11 protein-coding genes are annotated in these 19,300 nt (G+C 52.5%); 4 read left to right on the top strand and 7 right to left on the bottom strand.

The features are described from left to right. The first annotated feature begins 5 nt into the window (after positions 1-5). Entirely contained in the window at positions 6-767 is a 762-nt protein-coding gene (locus P2W70_RS23340) for a rhamnogalacturonan acetylesterase (protein ID WP_276483950.1), read from the top strand. 4 nt (positions 768-771) lie between these two features. Here P2W70_RS23340 and P2W70_RS23335 read toward each other — a convergent pair whose 3' ends face one another. The 6 genes from P2W70_RS23335 to P2W70_RS23310 form a co-directional block, all read right to left on the bottom strand. Continuing rightward, positions 772-1,641: a DUF4249 domain-containing protein gene (locus tag P2W70_RS23335; protein ID WP_276483949.1), complete on the bottom strand. Its 870-nt coding sequence runs from the start codon at positions 1,639-1,641 to the stop codon at positions 772-774. A gap of 57 nt (positions 1,642-1,698) precedes the next feature. After that, positions 1,699-4,092, bottom strand: coding sequence for a TonB-dependent receptor (locus P2W70_RS23330; protein ID WP_276483948.1), 2,394 nt, complete (start codon positions 4,090-4,092; stop codon positions 1,699-1,701). Between the two features lie 203 nt (positions 4,093-4,295). Continuing rightward, a complete protein-coding gene (locus P2W70_RS23325) occupies positions 4,296-5,480 on the bottom strand; it encodes a DUF4998 domain-containing protein (protein WP_276483947.1) in 1,185 nt (394 codons plus the stop codon). A 25-nt stretch (positions 5,481-5,505) separates the two neighbouring features. After that, positions 5,506-6,717, bottom strand: coding sequence for a DUF5000 domain-containing lipoprotein (locus tag P2W70_RS23320; protein ID WP_276483946.1), 1,212 nt, complete (start codon positions 6,715-6,717; stop codon positions 5,506-5,508). A gap of 27 nt (positions 6,718-6,744) precedes the next feature. Then, positions 6,745-8,778, bottom strand: coding sequence for a RagB/SusD family nutrient uptake outer membrane protein (locus P2W70_RS23315; protein ID WP_276483945.1), 2,034 nt, complete (start codon positions 8,776-8,778; stop codon positions 6,745-6,747). 9 nt (positions 8,779-8,787) lie between these two features. Next, complete coding sequence (locus P2W70_RS23310) at positions 8,788-12,042, bottom strand: SusC/RagA family TonB-linked outer membrane protein (protein ID WP_276483944.1); 3,255 nt, start codon at positions 12,040-12,042, stop codon at positions 8,788-8,790. Between the two features lie 1,121 nt (positions 12,043-13,163). Between P2W70_RS23310 and P2W70_RS23305 the strand changes: the two genes are divergently transcribed. Then, positions 13,164-13,346, top strand: a complete 183-nt coding sequence (locus tag P2W70_RS23305) for a hypothetical protein (RefSeq protein ID WP_276483943.1) — start codon at positions 13,164-13,166, stop codon at positions 13,344-13,346. A 62-nt stretch (positions 13,347-13,408) separates the two neighbouring features. On the opposite strand, the gene P2W70_RS23300 is transcribed toward P2W70_RS23305, so the two are convergent. Continuing rightward, entirely contained in the window at positions 13,409-13,831 is a 423-nt protein-coding gene (locus P2W70_RS23300) for a response regulator (protein ID WP_276483942.1), read from the bottom strand. Between the two features lie 892 nt (positions 13,832-14,723). Here P2W70_RS23300 and treZ point away from each other — a divergent pair. Together treZ and treY are read left to right on the top strand one after the other, a co-directional pair. Then, entirely contained in the window at positions 14,724-16,553 is a 1,830-nt protein-coding gene (gene treZ / locus P2W70_RS23295; protein WP_276483941.1) for a malto-oligosyltrehalose trehalohydrolase, read from the top strand. Next, a complete protein-coding gene (gene treY, locus P2W70_RS23290; protein ID WP_276483940.1) occupies positions 16,550-19,222 on the top strand; it encodes a malto-oligosyltrehalose synthase in 2,673 nt (890 codons plus the stop codon). Before treZ ends, treY begins: the two co-directional genes overlap by 4 nt. Positions 19,223-19,300: the final 78 nt, after the last annotated feature.

Below are 19,300 nucleotides of genomic sequence, written 5' to 3'. Positions count from 1 at the left end.
GATTTATGCGATTGATTGCCCGAATGCCTTTACTGGTAAGCTGCCTGGCATTGTGTTCATTTATCCTGTTCCGCAGGGATAAGATCACCGTCTACCTGATTGGCGATTCTACAGTTTGCACACAACCGGTGTCGCAGGCGCCCGTAACAGGGTGGGGGACGCCGTTCGCCACTTTCTTCAATGAATCGGTAACTGTAGACAACCATGCCCGAGGGGGTCGAAGTACCCGCACCTTCCTCAGCGAGAACCGCTGGCAGCCGATCGAACATGCGCTGAAGCCGGGCGATTATGTGTTCATGCAGTTTGGCCACAACGATGAAGCGAAAGGCGAACAATACAAAGACCGGTATACCACGCCCGAAGATTACCGGAAGAACCTGATGCGCTTTGTTGCCGAAACAAGGGCGAAATCTGCTTTCCCGGTATTGGTGACACCCGTGTCGCGCCGCCGATTTACGAAAGAAGGCAAAGCGTCAGCAACTCATGTGGAATATTCCAAGATCGTGGTGGAGGTCGCAGCTGCGCAGCAGGTGCCCCTGATCGATCTGGACACCAGGAGCCGCAAGCTGTTCGATTCCCTTGGCCCCGATGCTTCCAAAGTACTGTTCAATATATCAGAACCCGGCGTCAACCCGCAATTTCCTGATGGGGTCAATGACAATACCCACTTTAGTGAATATGGTGCGAGGCTGATGGCGCAGCTCGTCTATGATGAAATGCGTAAGCTCCGGCTCGAACTGATGAAGCACATCGTCAATGGCGGGTAGACGCTTACTCCCGAATTGCCACCCTGCGGCTACTAACACTGAATCCACTGAAGCAGCCCGTAACATTTTCGCCACTGATGGTAGATTGTAGCGTAACCGGGGTCGAAAAGGGCCCTCCGTTGCTGCGCGCCTTATTGAAGCTATCCCAGAAATTGTAGACTTTTCTTTCTACGCTGGCCAGGTGATAGGTAATGGTGTCGCCTACATTGAGTCCATTACCGTGGGTGATATGCAGGTATTGGCCATTCACCAGGTCATCGGTGCCAGGCGTGTACCGGTTCGTATGCAGGCTGCCCCAGCCAAACCGCCGCTCCAGCCGGTATTGCCAGAAATACAGTTGACTGTTGCCAATGGTATCGGGATCCTTGTAGTGAACGGTGATCAGTGCTTTGCGAACGATATGCCCCTCTTCCTCGTCGTTGTAATAATTGCCGACGGTTACGCTATCCAGTCTTACCACAGGTACCAGGTGTGTGGTAGCGGTATACTGTTTGCCGTCGGTTTCGATTTCCAGTAAGTAATGTTTACCGGCGGTTCCCCGTAACGACCGGCCCGGATCGCTGGCTAAGCGGGGATCGAAGTAAACTCCGGGTAGCTGCACGTTGCCCAATTGGGGCACACGTATCTCCCGCATTTGCCGGCGGGTGGTAGCATCCCAGCTATACGTATCGTTGGGCCCGTAGGTGCCCTCCGTAATGAACACCCGCGCATTGGAGACGGCCACATTGGAGAAAGCCGTATCATAAAAATCCTGGCTACGGCCAAGTATTACATAGTTGTAGAGCGGATTCCAGGTATTGATATAGCCCTCCACCACCAGCATGGGTACTGCCGGCTTCAGTTCAATCTCGAAGTCACGTGAACAGCCGGCCATGAAAAGGGCGATACACAAAAGACCCGGGACTGTATATCGTTTAACGGTTACCATGCTTTAGAATTTAAAGTTCCAGGTAACACCTGGTATGATGGGGAAGAGAAATACCTTCTTGCCCTGGATCTTGCGATCTTCTTCGTCTACATCCAGGTAAATGAAATAGGGGTTCTGGCGGCTGTATACATTGTACAGGCCAAAAGCCCAGCTGCTTTTGAATCTTTTGGTGCTCTCCGGCTTAGGCGTATACGTGAACGACAGATCGAGCCGGTGATAGGCCGGCATGCGGTAATCATTGATCTTATCGTACTGGTTGATGCTGGTAAAGATGGGCGCATTGCCAACGGCATTGAAACCAATGCTGTATACAAATCGGCCGGTAGGCATCGTAAGCGCATTGCCGGTACCGTACACAAATACCAGCGAAGAACTCCATTTCCTGTTCAACTGATAGTTGGCTACTACGCTCAGGTCGTGCGTGCGGTCGTACCGGTAAGGATAGGGCTTGCCATCGTTCAACTCGGCGAATGTCCTTTCCGAGCGGCTTAGTGTATAACCGATCCAGCCAGACAGTCTGCCCGTTCTTTTCTGGAAGAAGAGTTCAAGGCCATAAGCCTTGCCGCTGCCAAAGATCATCTCCCCATCCATATTCTGGTTCAGCAGCAACTGGGCACCTGGTTTGAACTCCAGTTGATTCGTCATGGTTTTGTAGTATGCCTCGGCGCTGAATTCAAACTGTCCGTTGCCAAACCCTTTGAAATAACCGGCAGCCACCTGCGTCGCTTTCTCGGGTTGGATGCGGCGGCTGGAAGGCACCCATAGATCGGTAGGAAAGGTGGCGGCACTGGTGGTGGCCAGGTGCAGGTATTGGATGGTGCGGGTATACGACAGCTTGATATTGGAAGTGGGTGTCAGCTTGTACTGGAGGCTGATCCGTGGTTCGGGATAATGATAACGTGCGATGCTTTCCCCCCTTTTATAGGTTTCTGTTTCACCGGTTGGTGCGCCGTCGGGCCCATAGATCATGCGATCTGTTGGCCCTACCTGGTTAAAATAGCTATAACGCATGCCTGCCACCAGGTTGAGCGCTGGGGTAATATCGATATCGGTACTGAGGTAAGCGGCCGCCTCATGGGCAAACTGGTCCTGGATGGCCGACCTGAATTCCTGTGTACCCTGGTTGCTGCTGCCTGCCCCCGGTCTGAAATTGTGCCAGATGTATTGGGCCCCCGCTTTCCAGCGCATCCAGTTGGTAGCGGTGTAATTCCAGTCATTCTTGGCCTGGTAATCTGTCAACCCCGAGGATAGAATAAGGCTGTTGGTGTTGAAGGTAATACGGGAGGTGAGGTTGAAATCATTGCGTACGATCGTAAGCTCTTGTTTCAACTGCTTGTTGAGTTGTTGTTTCCAGGTGAGCCCGGCAATCGTATTGCCCCAGGCGGCGTTGAAGGAGCGGGAGCGGCCTTCTCCTTCTTCTTCGTCATCGTCGACAAAGGTGAAATTATCGCGACCAGTATAGAAGGTGAAGTACAGCGCATTTTTGTCGTTGAGCTGGTAGTCCACTTTGGCATTGATATCATAAAAATAATATCCATTATCGCCAATGGTGTCTTTGGCCACCAATCGGGCCACCTGGTCGATGTAGGTGCGCCGCATGCTGACCGTGAACGTGGATTTCTTTTTGATGAGCGGCCCTTCCAGGGTAAGGCGGGAGGAGATCAGTCCTATACCGCCAGTGCCTTTGATAGAATCACGGTTGCCGTCGCGGGTATTCACGGCAATCACACTGCTGAGGCGCCCACCGTATTCGGCCGGAATGCCCCCTTTGATCACTTCTATATTCCGTAGCGCGTCGCCATTGAAGACACTGAAGAAACCCAGCAGGTGATTGGGATTGTAGATCGGAATGCCATCCAGCAGTACCAGGTTTTGATCGGGACCGCCGCCGCGCACATAAATACCTGCACTGGCATCGCCCCCACTTTTAACACCGGGCAGTAATGTGATCGTTTTCATGGGATCGACCTCGCCCAGGATCACGGGTAGTTTTTGGATAAGGGTCATATCGAGCGTGTGGGCGCTCATCTGGTTGCGGTGTAGGGTACGACTTCCCAATACCGTCACCGCATCCAGGGTATTGCGCCGGGTGCGCAAGGTCAGCTGCAACACATAGTCGCTCGTCAGTTGCAACGACAGGTTAGTGTCTTCATAGCCAATAGCGGTGATGAGGAGGCGGTACCGGCCGCCGGGTAACGTATCGGTAAAGGCGCCCGTGGAATCTGCCACGGATGCCTTGCCGTTTATTTGAATAGTTGCCTGATGGATCGGGTGAGAAAGGGTGTCGTTGATCCGCACCGTGAGCCGGTAGCTTTGACTGCTCGATCGCAACGGCATACAGATGGCCAGCCAGGCCAGCACACAACACACCAGTATGCAAGGGGTACGCTTTTCCATACACATCAAAAAAGGTAGGTTTTATGGTACGACTCGTCTGGTGGTCAGGCCAGTTCCTGGCAGGCGGGGTTATCGTTCATTACCCCCGCCGAGTGCCCTGTAAAGATCAGTAATGGCATTCAATTTTTCTCTTCTTACCGCAAATAAAAAGAGCCGCTGAAGACAGCGGCTCCCGGTTTGCAGGATAGGGGACTATCAATTGATCAATTTGCGTACACGTTGAAGGCACGTATGTTACAGAACTTACCTGGTGTGCCATCTACCTGTGTAGTCAGGTAGCCAATGCTGACCTCTTTGGTTTCCGTCAAGGTAAACCGAATGCGTAGCTCACTCAATGGTTTTCCGTTCACGATCTTTGCCGATGCCAATGCGCTGCCAATATTGGCCACATCCGGCAGGTCGGCACCAACGGCCGCCACCAGGTAGGTGTTGTCTGTCGGCAGCAGATTGGTATCGCGCAGGTCGGATATCTCAAAAGTGTAGGTGCCCGCGGGTAGTGAGATCACCTGCCACAGTTTACCGTTGTTGATAGCTGGTGAACCCCAACCCGATTCTACATTGAAGATGTTGCTGTTCCATTCGTCCCAGCCGCCGAATCCTCCATGGCTCTTCACGGCAGCGTTGGCGTTCCAGTCGGACAGGTTTCCCCAGCGGCCCGATTTGGCCGATGCTATAAAGGGTATGCGACTGTTTTTAAAAGGTACCAGGGTCGTGTCCTTCCACGGCAGTGCAAAGGTGTCTATACAGGTAGTGTCGGGCCGGAAGATAGAGCGGAAGCGGAATACGGTAGCCGCATTCGGCAAGGCAGGTAGTGTATTGACGGTTGTGGCCGTCGGTGTGACTACCTCCTGGGTAACACCATTTAAAGGATACTGAAACTCGGTGCGTATGGTTCCTATACTCGCATCGGCCGGCTCCCAGTTGATGGTGCTGCCGGTTCCCAGGAACAAGGTGTTGAAGATGCGGTGGCTGAGCTTTTTCCGGTAATTGGCGCCATAACTTCTGCCTATTACGGATACGGGTACCGATTTATTACCCTTGGCGTCGTAGGTGTGTACCGTAAACGTCGTCACCCCCTCAGGAGCTGCAAATATTTCCCTGAACTGGTTGTCGCCGCTCACGCGTTTAACAGTGAATTGTGCAGAATCACGCCGGTTGTTCCAGAACACTTTCACTTGTGTGATGGAAGGGTCGGCATTGAAACGGCCGGTGATCATTACACGGTCTTTTCCGGAAAGGATTCGGATGGAATCCAGTTTACCGGCATACGTGATCTCGCCGGTCTCCGTGTATTTTTTATAGTCGTCCCATTTGTTGCACGAAGCCACCGTCAGCAGGCCGGCCGTCAACAAGGGCAGTAGAATTGGACGAATGATAGTTGTTGTCATTGTAGTGTTTTGAATGGTTGCTGAATTACCTTGGATCTCCATAAACCGTGATCTCATTGATGTTTTGCGCAGTGCCACCAGCCCAGTTCTCCAGGCAGCGAACACGCAGGTACCTCACCCTTGGAGCGTTCAACGGGATCTCGAAATTGAAACCAGCCGCGGCGACCTCCCGGTCAAGGTCGGTATCCTTGCCATAAGCTGTACCCGATGGTTTGGTGATCTGGAACGAGCTCAACAGTGTCCAGCTGGCATCCAGTGCGCCGCTTGCCGTAGGAGCCGTAGCGCCATATATTTCAAAGCGCTTGAGCGTCGTGAGGAAGTAGAACTGCGTAGGGTTGAGCTCGGGGAAAGGACGGATCCAGATCAGGCTCAGCTTGGCAGTAATACCCATGTCGAAGGTGATCGTGTGCGGGCCCGAACCACCAGCCGTTTGGTCGGTGAAGCTGACGTAAGGCCATCCCAGCCGGTTATCCCAGGCATACTCCAGCCGTGCGCCATTGGTTACCTGCGGTGCATCACCGGGAAGTACATAAGTCTTGAACTTCGCTTTGTCGAATTGCGTTTCGTAGATCGGCGTCACATCCTGGAACAGGGTGTCGGAAGCGTTGCCCCAGCGATCCTGTACAAAAAAACCAAGTCGCTGTTTCACGGTGTCCATACCCCTGATCTTGGCCAGGAAGGTCTTTTCTCCCGTAGTCAGGTAAACGCTTTTGTAATTGTCGATCTCGTACTCTTTGAATTGGTTGGGCGATAGCACGATGATGCCATAGTTGGCGCCGGTAGCATTGTCGCCGGTCAGACGAAATCCACCAAAGGCGTTTTCCACCTTCATGCTACGGAATACATCATGGATCGGCGCTTCCAGCGGTTTTATCGTCGTTGTTATCGGTTGTGAGCGTACGCCGCATCGGGATACCGAGTACAGTTTGATCTCGTGTTGCAACGTGTCGGCAAAGCCATTGACGAGCAAGGAGTCGACATAATACGACACTTTGGTTTCTATCGTCTTTGCTTTTCCGGAAGTATACTCCGCCAGTACATAGAGGATATTGGGATCGTCGGGCACCTTATAATTGATCCTGGCGTAACCCTTTCTGTTTTCCACCTGTATATTGGTGATGGCGCTGGGCACCGTGTTACCATCGCAAAGCGGTTCCTGTTGCACTTCTTTACCGCAGGTGGCAAACAGGAAGCTGCCGATAGCCAGCCATTGTATATGTTTTTTCAAGTTGTTCATGTCTGTTCTTTGAATGTGAAAAGTGAATTACCAGCCTGGGTTTTCTACCAGCAAAGGATTTCTCCGGATGTCGTAGTTGCCCACGGGCCAGAGGTAATCGCGGGGCACGAGAAAGCGTTGGGTAAATACCACGCGTTCCTTGTAATAGGTCTCGGTGGTTTTACCGGAACTGGTCCAGCCGGTGATGTCCTTGTTCAGCTCTTCCAGTGCACGTTTCCAGCGGCGCAGGTCCCAGAAACGTTGCCCTTCAAAAGAGAGTTCGATCAGCCGCTCCTGTTGAATGATCGCCCGCAGCCCATCTTGCGAACTGTACTTGCCGGGTGTGGTAGAGAAATTGTTCCAGGATTCAACCACGCCTTTCAGTCCGGCCCGGGTACGGATCTTGTCGAGATATTGTATGGCGGTAGCAGAGCCGGGCTCCAGTTCATTCAAGGCCTCTGCATACATCAGGTACAGGTCTGCCAACCGGATCTCCGGCCAGGGATAAGCCTTCCAGCTGGTACTTTGGTTGGTACCCGATTCCCAGTGTACCAGTTTCTTGATAAAGTACCCGGTCTCGTTCCAGTTCGTGAAGTGACCGAGGCCAGCCCGTTCTCCATTTTTGGCCCGTACAAAATACGTGTTGCGGTCACTGCCTCCTGCCACGGCATCTTTCATGTACCAGACGCCGCCATCAAAACCAAGGTCTGCATAGAAGCGTGGCTCCCGGTCATAATTGAGGCGTGAGGTCGTGAAGCCGGGTTCTATATAATTGCGCTCGGCCTGTGTGGCAGTACGCAGCTCTTCGATGTTGCGGAAGTTGAGTGTCTTGTCTTCCTCGATGGGTACGCCATTCTTGCTATAGAACAGTTTAGCGATCTTGATGGGGGCCGCCCATACGCCCTGCAGTTCAAACCGGATGGTAGATGCACTGGCGCGGGAAAGACGCTCCATGGGAGGCATACACAACGATTCGTTGACGAAATAGCTTTGTGCATTGGCCCACACATGTTCCGTATTCCAGCGACCGGTTGTGGCATTGCGGATCGACAATTGCAACTTGGTGGTATCGGTGAGATTGAGCAGGTCGGGGCCATATTCATACAGGCGGTGGCCGTTGCTTTCGGCAGCCGTGATGGCTGCGAGGGTGGCTGCTTTGGCTTTTTCCCATTTGCTCTTATCGACAGCCGGATTGAAAAGCGCTTTGCCCTTGGTGTCTGTAAAGCCGGCATAGTCGGTATTGCCATTGAAGAGCGGGCTGGCGGCGAGTAGCCACAGTTTAGCTTTTACCGCGAGTGCAATCGGACGTGTAATACGACCCAGGTCCTTGTTCTCATCGAGTATGGTAACGGGGAGTTTCTCATACGCCGAATCCAATAGGTTGGATACATAATTGACCACGGAGTCTACGGGCGCACGTTGTGAATAGGAGGAGGCTACATCACCATCCACATCGATGTTCTTGTCCATGATCGGTACAGGACCATACATCCTGAACAGGTAATAATGGTAGAACGCTTTCAGGAATTCCGCTTCACCGATCCATTGCATCCGCTCCGCTTCGGAGATATCGGGTACCTTGGTCATGTCGCGCATGTTGAGCATGAATATATTGCAATGGCTGATGGCGATCCATAGTTTACGATGGTCGTTGGTGCCATTATTGCCTTTGCGTACTCCGGCCCATTCGTCGAACAGGGGTGCATCTTTGGTCTGCATACCGCGGGCGATGCGGAAGGCCGGGTGCCAGTGTGTTTCACTTTCTTCCGGTAGCCAGATCTCATCACCACCCATCATGCCGGGGTTGTACCAGCCATCGCCACTACGGGGCATGAAAGAATACAGGGTGAACAGGTATTTCTCTGCTTCATTTCTCAATCTGAAAGCGTGGTCGATCGTAGCCACGTTATCGGGTACGATGTCCATGAACTTTTTGCAGGAGCCCAGCAGCGATGTTATAGCGAGGGCGCCCAACACGGCTCCCAGCCAACGGCGGGTTTTACGTGGTGGCCGCTGATTGCCGGCAGCTGCCCGCAGGCGATGGTTGTCAGTTTGTATACTTGATTTCATTGTTCGCTTCATTGTCATTGTTTAGAAACTCAATTCCAGACCGAGGTTGAATACCGATTGAATAGGGTATCCCAGGCCATTGCCACCCATTTCCACATCCCATAATTTAAAGCTGCTCAACATCAGCAGGTTGGTGCCAGATAAGTACACCCGGCCGCTTTGCAGGCCATATTTGCGGAGGTTCGGGAAGTTGTAGCCGAGGTCTACGTTCTTCAACCGCAGGAACGCACCATTGCGCATCCACCAGGTAGAACGTTGCAGGTTGCTGTTCACGGGCGCCGAACTGAGGCGGGGCCACAAAGCGTAGAGGTTACGGTTCTCTTCTGTCCAATGGTCATCAGCAATGGCCTTTAGCAAGCCATTCTGTAAACCGCCCACCTGGTTGAAGGGTTGTACGGCATTGGGGTCGATGAAGAAAGAAGAGCGGGCCGATCCCTGGAAATAAAAACTGAAGTCCAGGTTCTTGTAACGCAGCGATGCACCAAAGCCATAAATGATCTCCGGTTGGGTAGGGTAGCCAATCGGCACACGGTCATCGCCATTGATGATGCCATCACCGTTGATGTCGCGGTACTTGATGTCGCCGGCCATGATATCACCCAGCTTGGAGCCATTGCCCTGATCGCCAAATTGCTGGGGTGAGTTGGACACTTCTTTCTGGTCGATGAACAGGCGTTCGGCGATATAACCCCATTCCTGTCTCAGGGGATAACCTACGCTCGACAGGTGACGGAGACTGTTTTCATAGTTCAATTCATCTACAATATGCCGTTTGCTGGTGGCAAAAGTGAAGGTGCCGCGGATATTCGCATACAGGTTTTTATTGACTACGCGATCGTATTTAACCGACAGGTCTACACCCCGTGATTCAGCCTTGCCATAGTTGGCTTGCGGAATGGCCATCAGGCCCAGGGCCGATTCCAGGTTGGATTTGAACAACAGGATGCCATCCCGTTGCTGACGGAATACATCCACGATCAGTTCGAGTGATTTGAACATACGGATATCCATACCGATGTTCAACTGACGCGATTTCTCCCAGGTGATATTCGGGTTGGCATAGCGGAAGATCGATACACCGGGACGGGAGTAGGTGGCTGCACCATCATTGCGGCCGAAGGTGGCCCCATAGGCCAGGTTATCTAAACTGATATTGGACAGGTAGAAGAAACGATCCCTTTCGTCACCGATCTGGTCATTACCCACGATACCATAGGTAGCTCTGAACTTCAGGTCGTCGATGACGGTCAACAACGGATCGAAGAATTTTTCATTGGAGATCCGGTAAGCGACACCACCAGAAGGGAAGAAACCAAAGCGGTGGCTGGCGTCGAATCTTTCTGAACCATTGTAACCAAAGTTGAATTCGGCCAGGTAACGGTCATCATAACCATAGGTAAAGCGGCCGCTCACCCCCAGGTTGCGTTTGGGTAGCGAAGACGTTACGTTGCCGGCATTGCCCACTTCATAACTCGACATATAGGAGATGAGTGAACCGCCTACGCTGTGCACGTCCTTGAAGGTCCGGTTATAGTTGAGCGTACCTTCCAGCCAGATGCGGGAATCTACATCTTTGGCCAGCTCTGTATAGTCCAGGTATTCCGTACCGATGATGCCGGCGGGTAAACCGGAGGTGGTGGCGTCTGCATTGTATACCTGCAGGTTGTAGTTCTTGCCGTCAGGCTGCACATTGGCATAGTAGTAGAAGGGGTTGTATTTTCGGCTCGACGAATAGAACGAATAGCGCTTCAGGTAAGCCATGGTGCGGAAGTTCAACCCCTTGGTGATGAAGTCGAGCTTCTGCCGCAGTTCTACCTGCGGTTGCAGGTTGGAGGTCTTGTAGACGCTATACCCTCTTACCATCTCCGCGTAAGGATTCGTCAGCAGGGTAGAGGTGAGGGTACCATTGGCCATCATCCGGTACGATCCAAACAGCGGATGGTTGACATAAGGGCGCATTTCATGGGGGTATACTGCCGGGAACATGACCGGGTTCGAGCGCAGCGCCAGCCGGAAAATATAGCCACCGCCATCATTGTACGTCACATTGTCCAGCCGCCCGCCGATGGGGCCTTGGTAATCGTCAAACTGACCATACATACGCACCATCAATTCGGTGGTCTTGGTAACATCCAGGTTGAAGGTCGAGCGCAGCGAATAACGCGACAGGCGGATATTGCTGTTGAAGTCATTGATAGGATCTACGCTGAGGATACCGTTGTCACGTGCGTACGAAGCGGCTACGTGGTAGCGCGCCCGGGCGGTGCCACCGTTCACGCTGGCGTAGTAGTTCTGGTTGACGGTAAAATCCTTCACCAGTTGCTTGATCCAGTTATTGCTGGGGTACAGGTTGGGGTCGTCGCCCGCTGCAGTATGGTTGATCTTGTTTTGACTGTAAGGAAGTGCCACGGCGCCGTTGGCCCGCGTAGTGGCCGCCTCGTTGGCGAGGTTCATATAGGTAATGTTGTCGGCATACTTCAGGTTTTGTGTGTTGGTGGATGCCCTGGCTTCACTTCTGACGAAGAATTTGGGGGCGCCTTCCTTACCCAGTTTGGTATTGATCAGCACGACGCCGTTCGCTCCGCGGGCACCGTATACGGAGGCTGCAGAGGCGTCTTTCAACACCGAGAAATCGGAAATGTCATCGGCCTGGATACGGGCCATATCGGTCGGCGTCGATTCGATACCATCGATGAGGATCAGCGGATCCTGTTTGCCCGATCCAAAGGTGGCCAGACCGCGGATGTAAAAGGTGGAGTTGTCACTGCCACGTCCGGGTTCACCGCTTTGCTGAAATGAGATCATACCCGCTACACGGCCTGCAATCTGATTGGTGATATTGCCGGTGGGCGTTTGCAGGTCTTTCGCGCTGATGGAAGTGATAGAGCTGACGAGACTGCCTTTCTTGCGGGTGCCGCCGAAGCCGATCACGGTGACATCTTCCATGCCTTTGTCCTTAATCCGCATCGTCACATTGATCGTGCTTTTGCCGTTGATGGGTATCTCCTGTGTTTCGAATCCTACCATCGAGAATACGAGGATACCATCTGCCGGCACCTTGATGGAGTAAGCGCCGTTCGTAAGCGTGCGGGTGAAGATCTTGGGGTTTGATCGCAGTACGATATTCACTTCATGCAGGTTGGCTGAGTCGGAACTTACCTTACCCTGCACAGTGATCTCGTTTCCTTGTGAAAAGAGTTTACCAGTGGTGAGTAGTAAAACGATCAGCCAAATGAGTTGATGTTTGCCGGGTGACAAACGAGCCTTCATTGTCATCGAATGTTGTTATTTAGAAATTGAGAGGAAAAAAGAATTACTGGCCGGCCGGTAAACGTTATTGAAACGCTCCGGGCGGTGTACCGGTCGTAAAGGCCGGTCATCAGGTTGTGTGGTGGTTGATTATGTTCCGAATAGGCGGCGGGTGCGGTCGTTGAGGGTCAATGACCGACAACGAAACCAGGCCGTCAGGTTAGCAGGTCTCATATTGCTTTGATTTGGTTGGTGGAATAGCAAAATAGTGTCTGCCGGGTACCATGGGCGATAAGCCGGTAGCCGGATAACATGATACCAGTAAACTTCAGTTGCCTAGTGCCTCAAAAATGTTTGGATGTATAGAAGTGCGTGCTGGTGTGGGTACGTCCGCAAGCGGAAGACGATGGGTTGGGAGCATTTCATAATAGCAATATTTATCGTTTTGGAATAAAAGCAAGGTCAAATCCCCGTCGGTCACACACTTTTCGAGAGCTAAAAAGAGGTATACCGCTATTAACGTCAAATTAACAGTTATTATTCGAAATAAAAAAGAATTAGTGTCAAGAAAACAATTAAAAATTTTCCACTATGCCGGAGCAGGTAAGTACAGGATAGTTAGACTGGTGGCCGATTGCCGCGTTGCCTGGCCTATGACAACCGATTGCACTACCTGCTACGCCTCGGCGCCGTTTTACCCCGCTTCGCGCAATTGGGCTTGAGCAGCCGCCAGCCACCCGATAGATTTGTGGGATCAAACTGATACAGCCCTTGCGCATCAGGACACTCATATTATGTTGTTGCCTGCTACCAGCCGTTTACTGGCCCGCTTTCCTGCAGCACCATAGCTCACCGGCCCCCAGGCTGGCCTGCCTGCAACCAGTTGCGAAGGGTGGTGACAGGCAAACGGAAAAGGGTTGTTGCGAAACGGCTTGTGGCCAGCATAGCCCCCTGGTGTATGTGGTCACGGCAAACGCCTGGCAAACATCCTCCGACGGGGTGATGGCGGTTGCCAGCGCATTTCGTTACTTCCATTCACATTATTGCTTTCAGTATTTATCCGGCGCGTGGAAACCACCGGATGCTGTTGCGTATAGCCCTGAAAATCAAGTTCATTTTATTTACTCAACAGCTACAACAAACACAATATGAAAAAGGTATTTTTTTTAGCTACTATGGCCCTCCTGATGAGCAGTGCAGTAGCTTACTCCAACGAAGGCGAAAAGAACAAGCAAAAGACCGGTAAAGGAAAGACGGAAAACTGTTGCAAGAAAACCTGCACAAAACCCGGAAAGCCTTGCTGCGAAAAACCGAAGTGTACGAAAAGCTAGTCTTATCGGTTATCGGTACAATGACAGCCCCTGGCAACAGGGGCTTTTTGCATAGCAGTGTATCAGGCGTGTTCGATGAGAAAGCGATCCATGGAGCGATGACTCAGCAGGCCGCCTACTTCCAGTTCGAGGATCCGTTGAAGCAGGGAGACCAGTTGTACATAGCTGGCCGGCTTGCAGGCATAGAGGTTGGCGCCGGCGCCAAATGCGACCTGTACGGTCGATGGGTTCCTGGTGGTGGAGAACATGACGATCGGTACGTGTTGAAGCGTCTTGTGGCCCTTGATCTCTTTCAAAGCTTCCAGGCCGTTTTTGCGGGGCATATTGATATCGAGGAACAGCAGATCGGGCAACACGATGGCCTCATGCAGGTAATCGAGCAGGGCCTGACCATTTTCAAAGGTGAGGGGCTTTTGTTCGATCGACAGATCGCCGAGCGCCTGCTGAAACAACAGGCAGTCGTCCGCATCGTCGTCCGCTAGCATGATAAAGTATTTTGAGTAGGGCATGTCGCTGGTATACGGGGCTGGCAAAGATACAACGCCGGTGGCAGCAAATCCGATCTTTCTTTGGCAAGCTGATTCCCTGGCGGCAGCACCGGGGCGGTCGCCGCTAAGCCATGGAGGGTATTTTAGCGACCGGTCATACGGGACCCGAGAACCGGCGGGATACGTCCCAAAGAGGGAATGTAATGCAGGGTAGTAAAAAAAGTCATGGATTGGGATGAACTTTTTGTCTTTTCTCTGTTGATAAAAATAATCAGGGTAGCGGGCAAAAATGACGGCGATGCATGATGCCAATAGTAGGTCGTAAATTTCGCCGCCGTTAATGGCTTCTATTTCAGCAGGCTAATGAATGTGTGGCGCATCGGCTTTTATTGTGGGCGTGTATGAACTGATTTATTGCCCTCGTGGAAAATATTGATCATCGTAGATTTCCTATTGCATTTATGCAACGCTGGTATTAGCTTTAGTGTAGTTGATACATGAAACGGTTCAGACAATCCGATATCCTGAAAATCCGACCAATATCATCCGAAAAAGCCCGTTGTTAACCGTACCCTTTGGATATCCTGAACTGTTACTTGTGATCTGCTGTAATTAAGGTCCAGCGTCCTGTCGTCCAATGCATGTGAAGAATGTTCTGTGCTCGTCCGTAAAAGATTGAAGCCCCCGTAAGGGGGCTTTCTTGTTGGTATCACCTGCCGTCCGCTCCCCCTCCTGTTACCGCTCCCCCTGTAGAAGTGTAGAAAAATGTCTCCGACCAGCCGGTCCTGTCCGGCCTTCCGCTGGTTTACCGCCCGGCCGGGGCTGCCGTGGCGTCTGGCTTCAATTTGGTAATGCCATCAGCAGCAGCACAAAGCGAAGGCACTAACATATGGAAGAATCAATCGTAGAAGTCGGCGCCCTTCTCCAGGAGGATGGCCATTGTCTGTTCCGCGTCTGGGCCCCCTTAGTGAAGCAGGCAGGCGTTCTGCTCAACAGCCATTATCATGGCCTTGTATCCCGGCGCGGAGGCTATTGGGAGGTCACGATACCCTGCATTCGGCCAGGTGATCGATACCAGATACAGTTAGGGGATGGGCCACCTTTGCCCGATCCGGCTTCGCGCTGGCAACCGGATGGCGTTCATGGCGCTTCGGCAGTAGCCGGTACGCACTACAACTGGACCGACCAGGCATGGAAGGGCTTGCGCATGGAGGAACTCATTATCTATGAGCTACACACCGGCACCTTCACCCCAACCGGCGATTTTGCCGGCATCATCGATCAACTGGATTACCTGCACGACCTGGGCATCACGGCCATAGAACTGATGCCCATTGCACAATTTCCCGGCGATCGCAACTGGGGATACGATGGCGTTTTTCCCTTTGCAGCCCATACTGCTTATGGTGGTATTGAAGGGTTGAAAGACCTCGTCAATGCCGCCCACGCTAAAGGCATCGCCGTCCTCCTCGATGTGGTCTACAACCATTTTGGTCCCGAAGGCAATCATTTTCCGCAATTTGGTCCTTACACCACCGACAAGTACAAAGGGGTATGGGGCCCTGTCGTCAATTTTGACGATGCCTACAGCGACGGTGTACGAAATTTCTTTTGGCAAAATGCCCTGATGTGGCTCAATGAGTTTCACCTCGATGGTCTTCGCCTGGATGCGGTACATGCTATCTGGGACCATGGCGCCCGTCATTTCATCGATGAATTGAGAATAAAAGTAGAAGCGTTGTCGCAATCGACCGGTCGACATAAGTTGCTGATCGCTGAGCTCGACCTTAACCATCCCCGCTATATTCAATCGCCTGCTATAGGCGGATACGGATTGAGCGGACAATGGATCGATGAGTTTCACCATGCACTTCATAGCCTGGTTACCGGTGAAGTAAAAGGGTATTATGAAGATTTTGGCCAGCCCCAACACCTGGTGAAAGCGATCCGCGATGGCTATGTCTATACCGGGCAATACTCCCAGCACCGGAAAAAGAATTTCGGCACCTATCCCACCGGTACCACCAATGATCAGTTTGTCGTATTTGCACAAAACCATGATCAGATCGGTAACCGGCCGGGTGGCGACCGGCTTAGCTCGCTGGTATCTTACGAAATGCAAAAGCTGGTCGCCGCCACCGTATTGCTTTCGCCCTATACCCCCTTACTGTTCATGGGGGAAGAGTATGGAGAAAAGAATCCCTTTCAATATTTCATCAGTCATACCGACGAGCACCTGGTAGAAATGGTACGCAAAGGTCGCCGAGAAGAATTTGCCTATTTCTTCGGAGACGACGAGGTGCCCGATCCACAAGCGGAGGCCACCTTCCTGCAATGCAAGCTCAGCAGGGCTTACACATTCGATGAGCGAGCCGCCAACCTACTGAGCTTTTACAAGTACCTCATCAATATGAGAAAGTTTGTACCCTCGTTGAGGAGTACCCACCGGGAAGATCTGCAGCTACTCGATACAGGCCATGAGTACATCATTGGTTTCCGCAGGCAGGATGGTTTCGACGCGCTGTTGATATTCCTCCATTTCAGTCAGGCAACCAGTGAATGTCATTTTCCCCTGCCGGCCGGGGCACGAAAAGTGCTCGACTCTTCCGCCTCAGTGTGGCTGGGTCCGGGAGAACTACCCCTGAGTGAGCCATACCCCGAAAGCTGGACCCTGCAACCCGAATCAGTTGTCGTATTCGAAATACCTAAAAAGATATGAGCATTCCTATAGCTACCTATCGTATCCAATTGCACAAAGACTTTACCCTGCAACAATTGTCGGAGATCATCGACTATCTCCACGCTCTGGGTATCAGTACCGTGTATGCATCGCCCATTACCCGGGCACCGGACAACAGCCTGCATGGGTATGATGTCACCGATCCTCATCAACTGAACCCGGTGATCGGTACCCTGGAGGAATGGAGGGCCATCACCAGGCGCCTGCAGGAAAAGAACATGAACTGGTTGCAAGACATCGTGCCCAATCATATGTCGTTCAGTAGTGCCAACTGGCGCCTGATGGATGTGCTGGAACGCGGACGCTTGTCGCCTTATGCCAGCTATTTCGACATCCTGTGGCAGCATCCCCATTTTGGTGGTCGCCTCATGGTGCCGTTCCTGGGCGTTTCTTTGGCAGATGGTGTGCGCGACGGTTCTGTGCGGTTGACCGTTGCTGCCGACGGCATCTATGTTGCCACCCCGGGCGATCGGTATCCGTTGTCTATCGGTGCCTACTACCTGTTGTTCGTCAGCATGATGGCCAGGGATACTGCCATGCAGCTGGCACCGGCTATTACCCACCTCGCACTTGTGAGCATGCAGGAGCGTACCCTTGAACAATGGCAGCAAATGAAGTCGACCGTACTGGGCGCCGCGCTCGATCATCCTCAGCATCGTCAGCAGGTGGAAGCGCTCATCGATCTCGTCAACAGCCGGCATGATTGGTTACTCGAAATACTCCACAAACAATACTATCGACTGTGCCATTGGCAGGAGGTGAACACTGTCATCGATTACCGTCGTTTTTTCACGGTCACTTCCTTGATCTGTCTGCGCATGGAAGATGAGCGGGTATTTGACGAATACCATGCTTTTTTGCACCAGCTGTACCAGGAAGGATTGGTACAGGGATTGCGCATCGATCACATCGATGGACTCTACGCGCCCGGCGAATACGTACAAAGGCTGCGCGCTTTGTTTGGGGAGGAGTGTTACCTCATCGCCGAAAAGATACTGGCAGAAAATGAATACCTGCCACCACAATGGCCCTTGCAGGGCACCAGCGGTTATGAGTTCCTGGCCTACGTCAACCAGCTCTTTGCCGACCAGGAAGGCATGCAGGAGTTGGAACGTTTTTACCGCCGCTTATTGCCCGATCTGCCGGCTTATCCGCAAATCGTGATCAACAATAAGCGGATGATCCTGGAGCAATACATGGCGGGTGAATTGGATAACCTCGTGCAGCTGTTTGCAGAACTTGGACTGGCGAAGCACAACGAACAGTTGAAATGGCGTGCTGCATTGGCGGCGATCATGATCCACCTGCCAGTGTATAGAACCTATCCAGTCGAATATCCCTTGTCGGCCTCCGAGACGACGCTGCTGCAGGATGTCATTGCAGAGGCCATACACGCTTCACCAGCGGTGGAGCCGGAGTTGAACTATCTGCGGCAATTGCTGACCGGCCAGGATGCCAGTTCCGATAAGGGAAGAAAGATCCTGCAATTCCTGAAGAGGCTCATGCAGTTTACCGGCCCGCTCATGGCGAAGGGGGTAGAGGATACCACCTTCTATCAATACAATGCCTTCATCGGTCATAACGAAGTAGGCGATTCACCGGCGATTGGTGGTATGTCTGTGCGGTCATTCCATACGCTTATGAAGGAGCGGCTGTTGCGCACACCGCAGTCGCTCAACGCTACGTCTACCCACGATACCAAACGTGGTGAGGATGCCCGCATGCGCCTGGCCGTGTTGACCACGATGACGGAAGCCTGGGAAACGGCCGTGCAGGAATGGATGATCGTCAACGATGCCATCAGGCAACTGGAAGGGGAACGCAGGATGCCGGATACCAACGAGGAATATTTTATCTATCAGTCACTGATCGCCGGGTGGCCGGCAGACGGACTATGCAACGATGGGTTGGTAGAAAGACTGAAGGCGTATTTGACCAAGGCATTGCGTGAAGCGAAGCAACACACACGCTGGGAGACGCCCGATGAACAATACGAAACGGCCTGTCACCGGTTTATCGATGAACTGCTCCATCCTGCACATGCGTTCCTGGCCTCCTTTACGCCATTTGCCCAGCAGGTAGCGCGCAAGGCGGAAGACCTGTCGCTGGGACAGGTGCTGATCAAAATAACAGCCCCGGGCATTCCGGATATTTACCAGGGTTGCGAGCGCTGGGATCTTACTTATGTAGATCCTGATAACCGTCGCCCCATAGACTATGCTACGGGCAAATTGCTCCTGAATGAACTGCAACTGGTGAAACCCACGGCGCTGATGGATTACCTGGCGGCACACCGTGCCGACGGAGCCGCTAAGTTGTACATCACCTGGAAGGCTTTACAATGTCGTCAGGAAAGCGCTGCTGTGTTTGCCGAAGGAGATTATCGTCCGTTGGACATAAAAGGGCAGGAAGTGACTACGTTGGCCTATGCACGTACGCTGGACGATGCGTGGGTAATTGTGGCCGTACCCCTGCAACCATTGCCTGATGATCGCCAGCTCTGGCAAATACAGTTACCGGATCAGGCGCCACAACGCTGGAGAAATATTTTTACCGGTGAAGATGTAGCAGTCGATGAAAATAATATGTTACCCGCAGGCATCGGGAAGGGAGATTTTCCGGTAGGCTGCTGGGTGTCGATTCGTTGAGCGTTAAATGTGCTCACGCCTTATTGATTTCTCTGCTGGTTACCTCGGTGCCCCGACGAATGTCGGGGTTGCCTTTCT

Origin of the sequence: Paraflavitalea pollutisoli, from assembly GCF_029360705.1 — a bacterium.
Taxonomy (GTDB): domain Bacteria; phylum Bacteroidota; class Bacteroidia; order Chitinophagales; family Chitinophagaceae; genus Paraflavitalea; species Paraflavitalea pollutisoli.
Note: the sequence above shows the minus strand (reverse complement) of the source record. Positions and strands in the feature narration are given on the sequence as shown.

Excerpts from the sequence above, each read along its gene's own strand:
- P2W70_RS23335 (WP_276483949.1), bottom strand. The coding sequence starts at position 1,641 with ATGGCCGGCTGTTCACGTGACTTCGAGATTGAACTGAAGCCGGCAGTA.
- P2W70_RS23305 (WP_276483943.1), top strand. The coding sequence starts at position 13,164 with ATGAAAAAGGTATTTTTTTTAGCTACTATGGCCCTCCTGATGAGCAGT.
- P2W70_RS23330 (WP_276483948.1), bottom strand. The coding sequence starts at position 4,092 with ATGGAAAAGCGTACCCCTTGCATACTGGTGTGTTGTGTGCTGGCCTGG.
- treZ (WP_276483941.1), top strand. The coding sequence starts at position 14,724 with ATGGAAGAATCAATCGTAGAAGTCGGCGCCCTTCTCCAGGAGGATGGC.
- treY (WP_276483940.1), top strand. The coding sequence starts at position 16,550 with ATGAGCATTCCTATAGCTACCTATCGTATCCAATTGCACAAAGACTTT.
- P2W70_RS23300 (WP_276483942.1), bottom strand. The coding sequence starts at position 13,831 with ATGCTAGCGGACGACGATGCGGACGACTGCCTGTTGTTTCAGCAGGCG.
- P2W70_RS23320 (WP_276483946.1), bottom strand. The coding sequence starts at position 6,717 with ATGAACAACTTGAAAAAACATATACAATGGCTGGCTATCGGCAGCTTC.
- P2W70_RS23310 (WP_276483944.1), bottom strand. The coding sequence starts at position 12,042 with ATGACAATGAAGGCTCGTTTGTCACCCGGCAAACATCAACTCATTTGG.
- P2W70_RS23315 (WP_276483945.1), bottom strand. The coding sequence starts at position 8,778 with ATGAAGCGAACAATGAAATCAAGTATACAAACTGACAACCATCGCCTG.
- P2W70_RS23325 (WP_276483947.1), bottom strand. The coding sequence starts at position 5,480 with ATGACAACAACTATCATTCGTCCAATTCTACTGCCCTTGTTGACGGCC.
- P2W70_RS23340 (WP_276483950.1), top strand. The coding sequence starts at position 6 with ATGCGATTGATTGCCCGAATGCCTTTACTGGTAAGCTGCCTGGCATTG.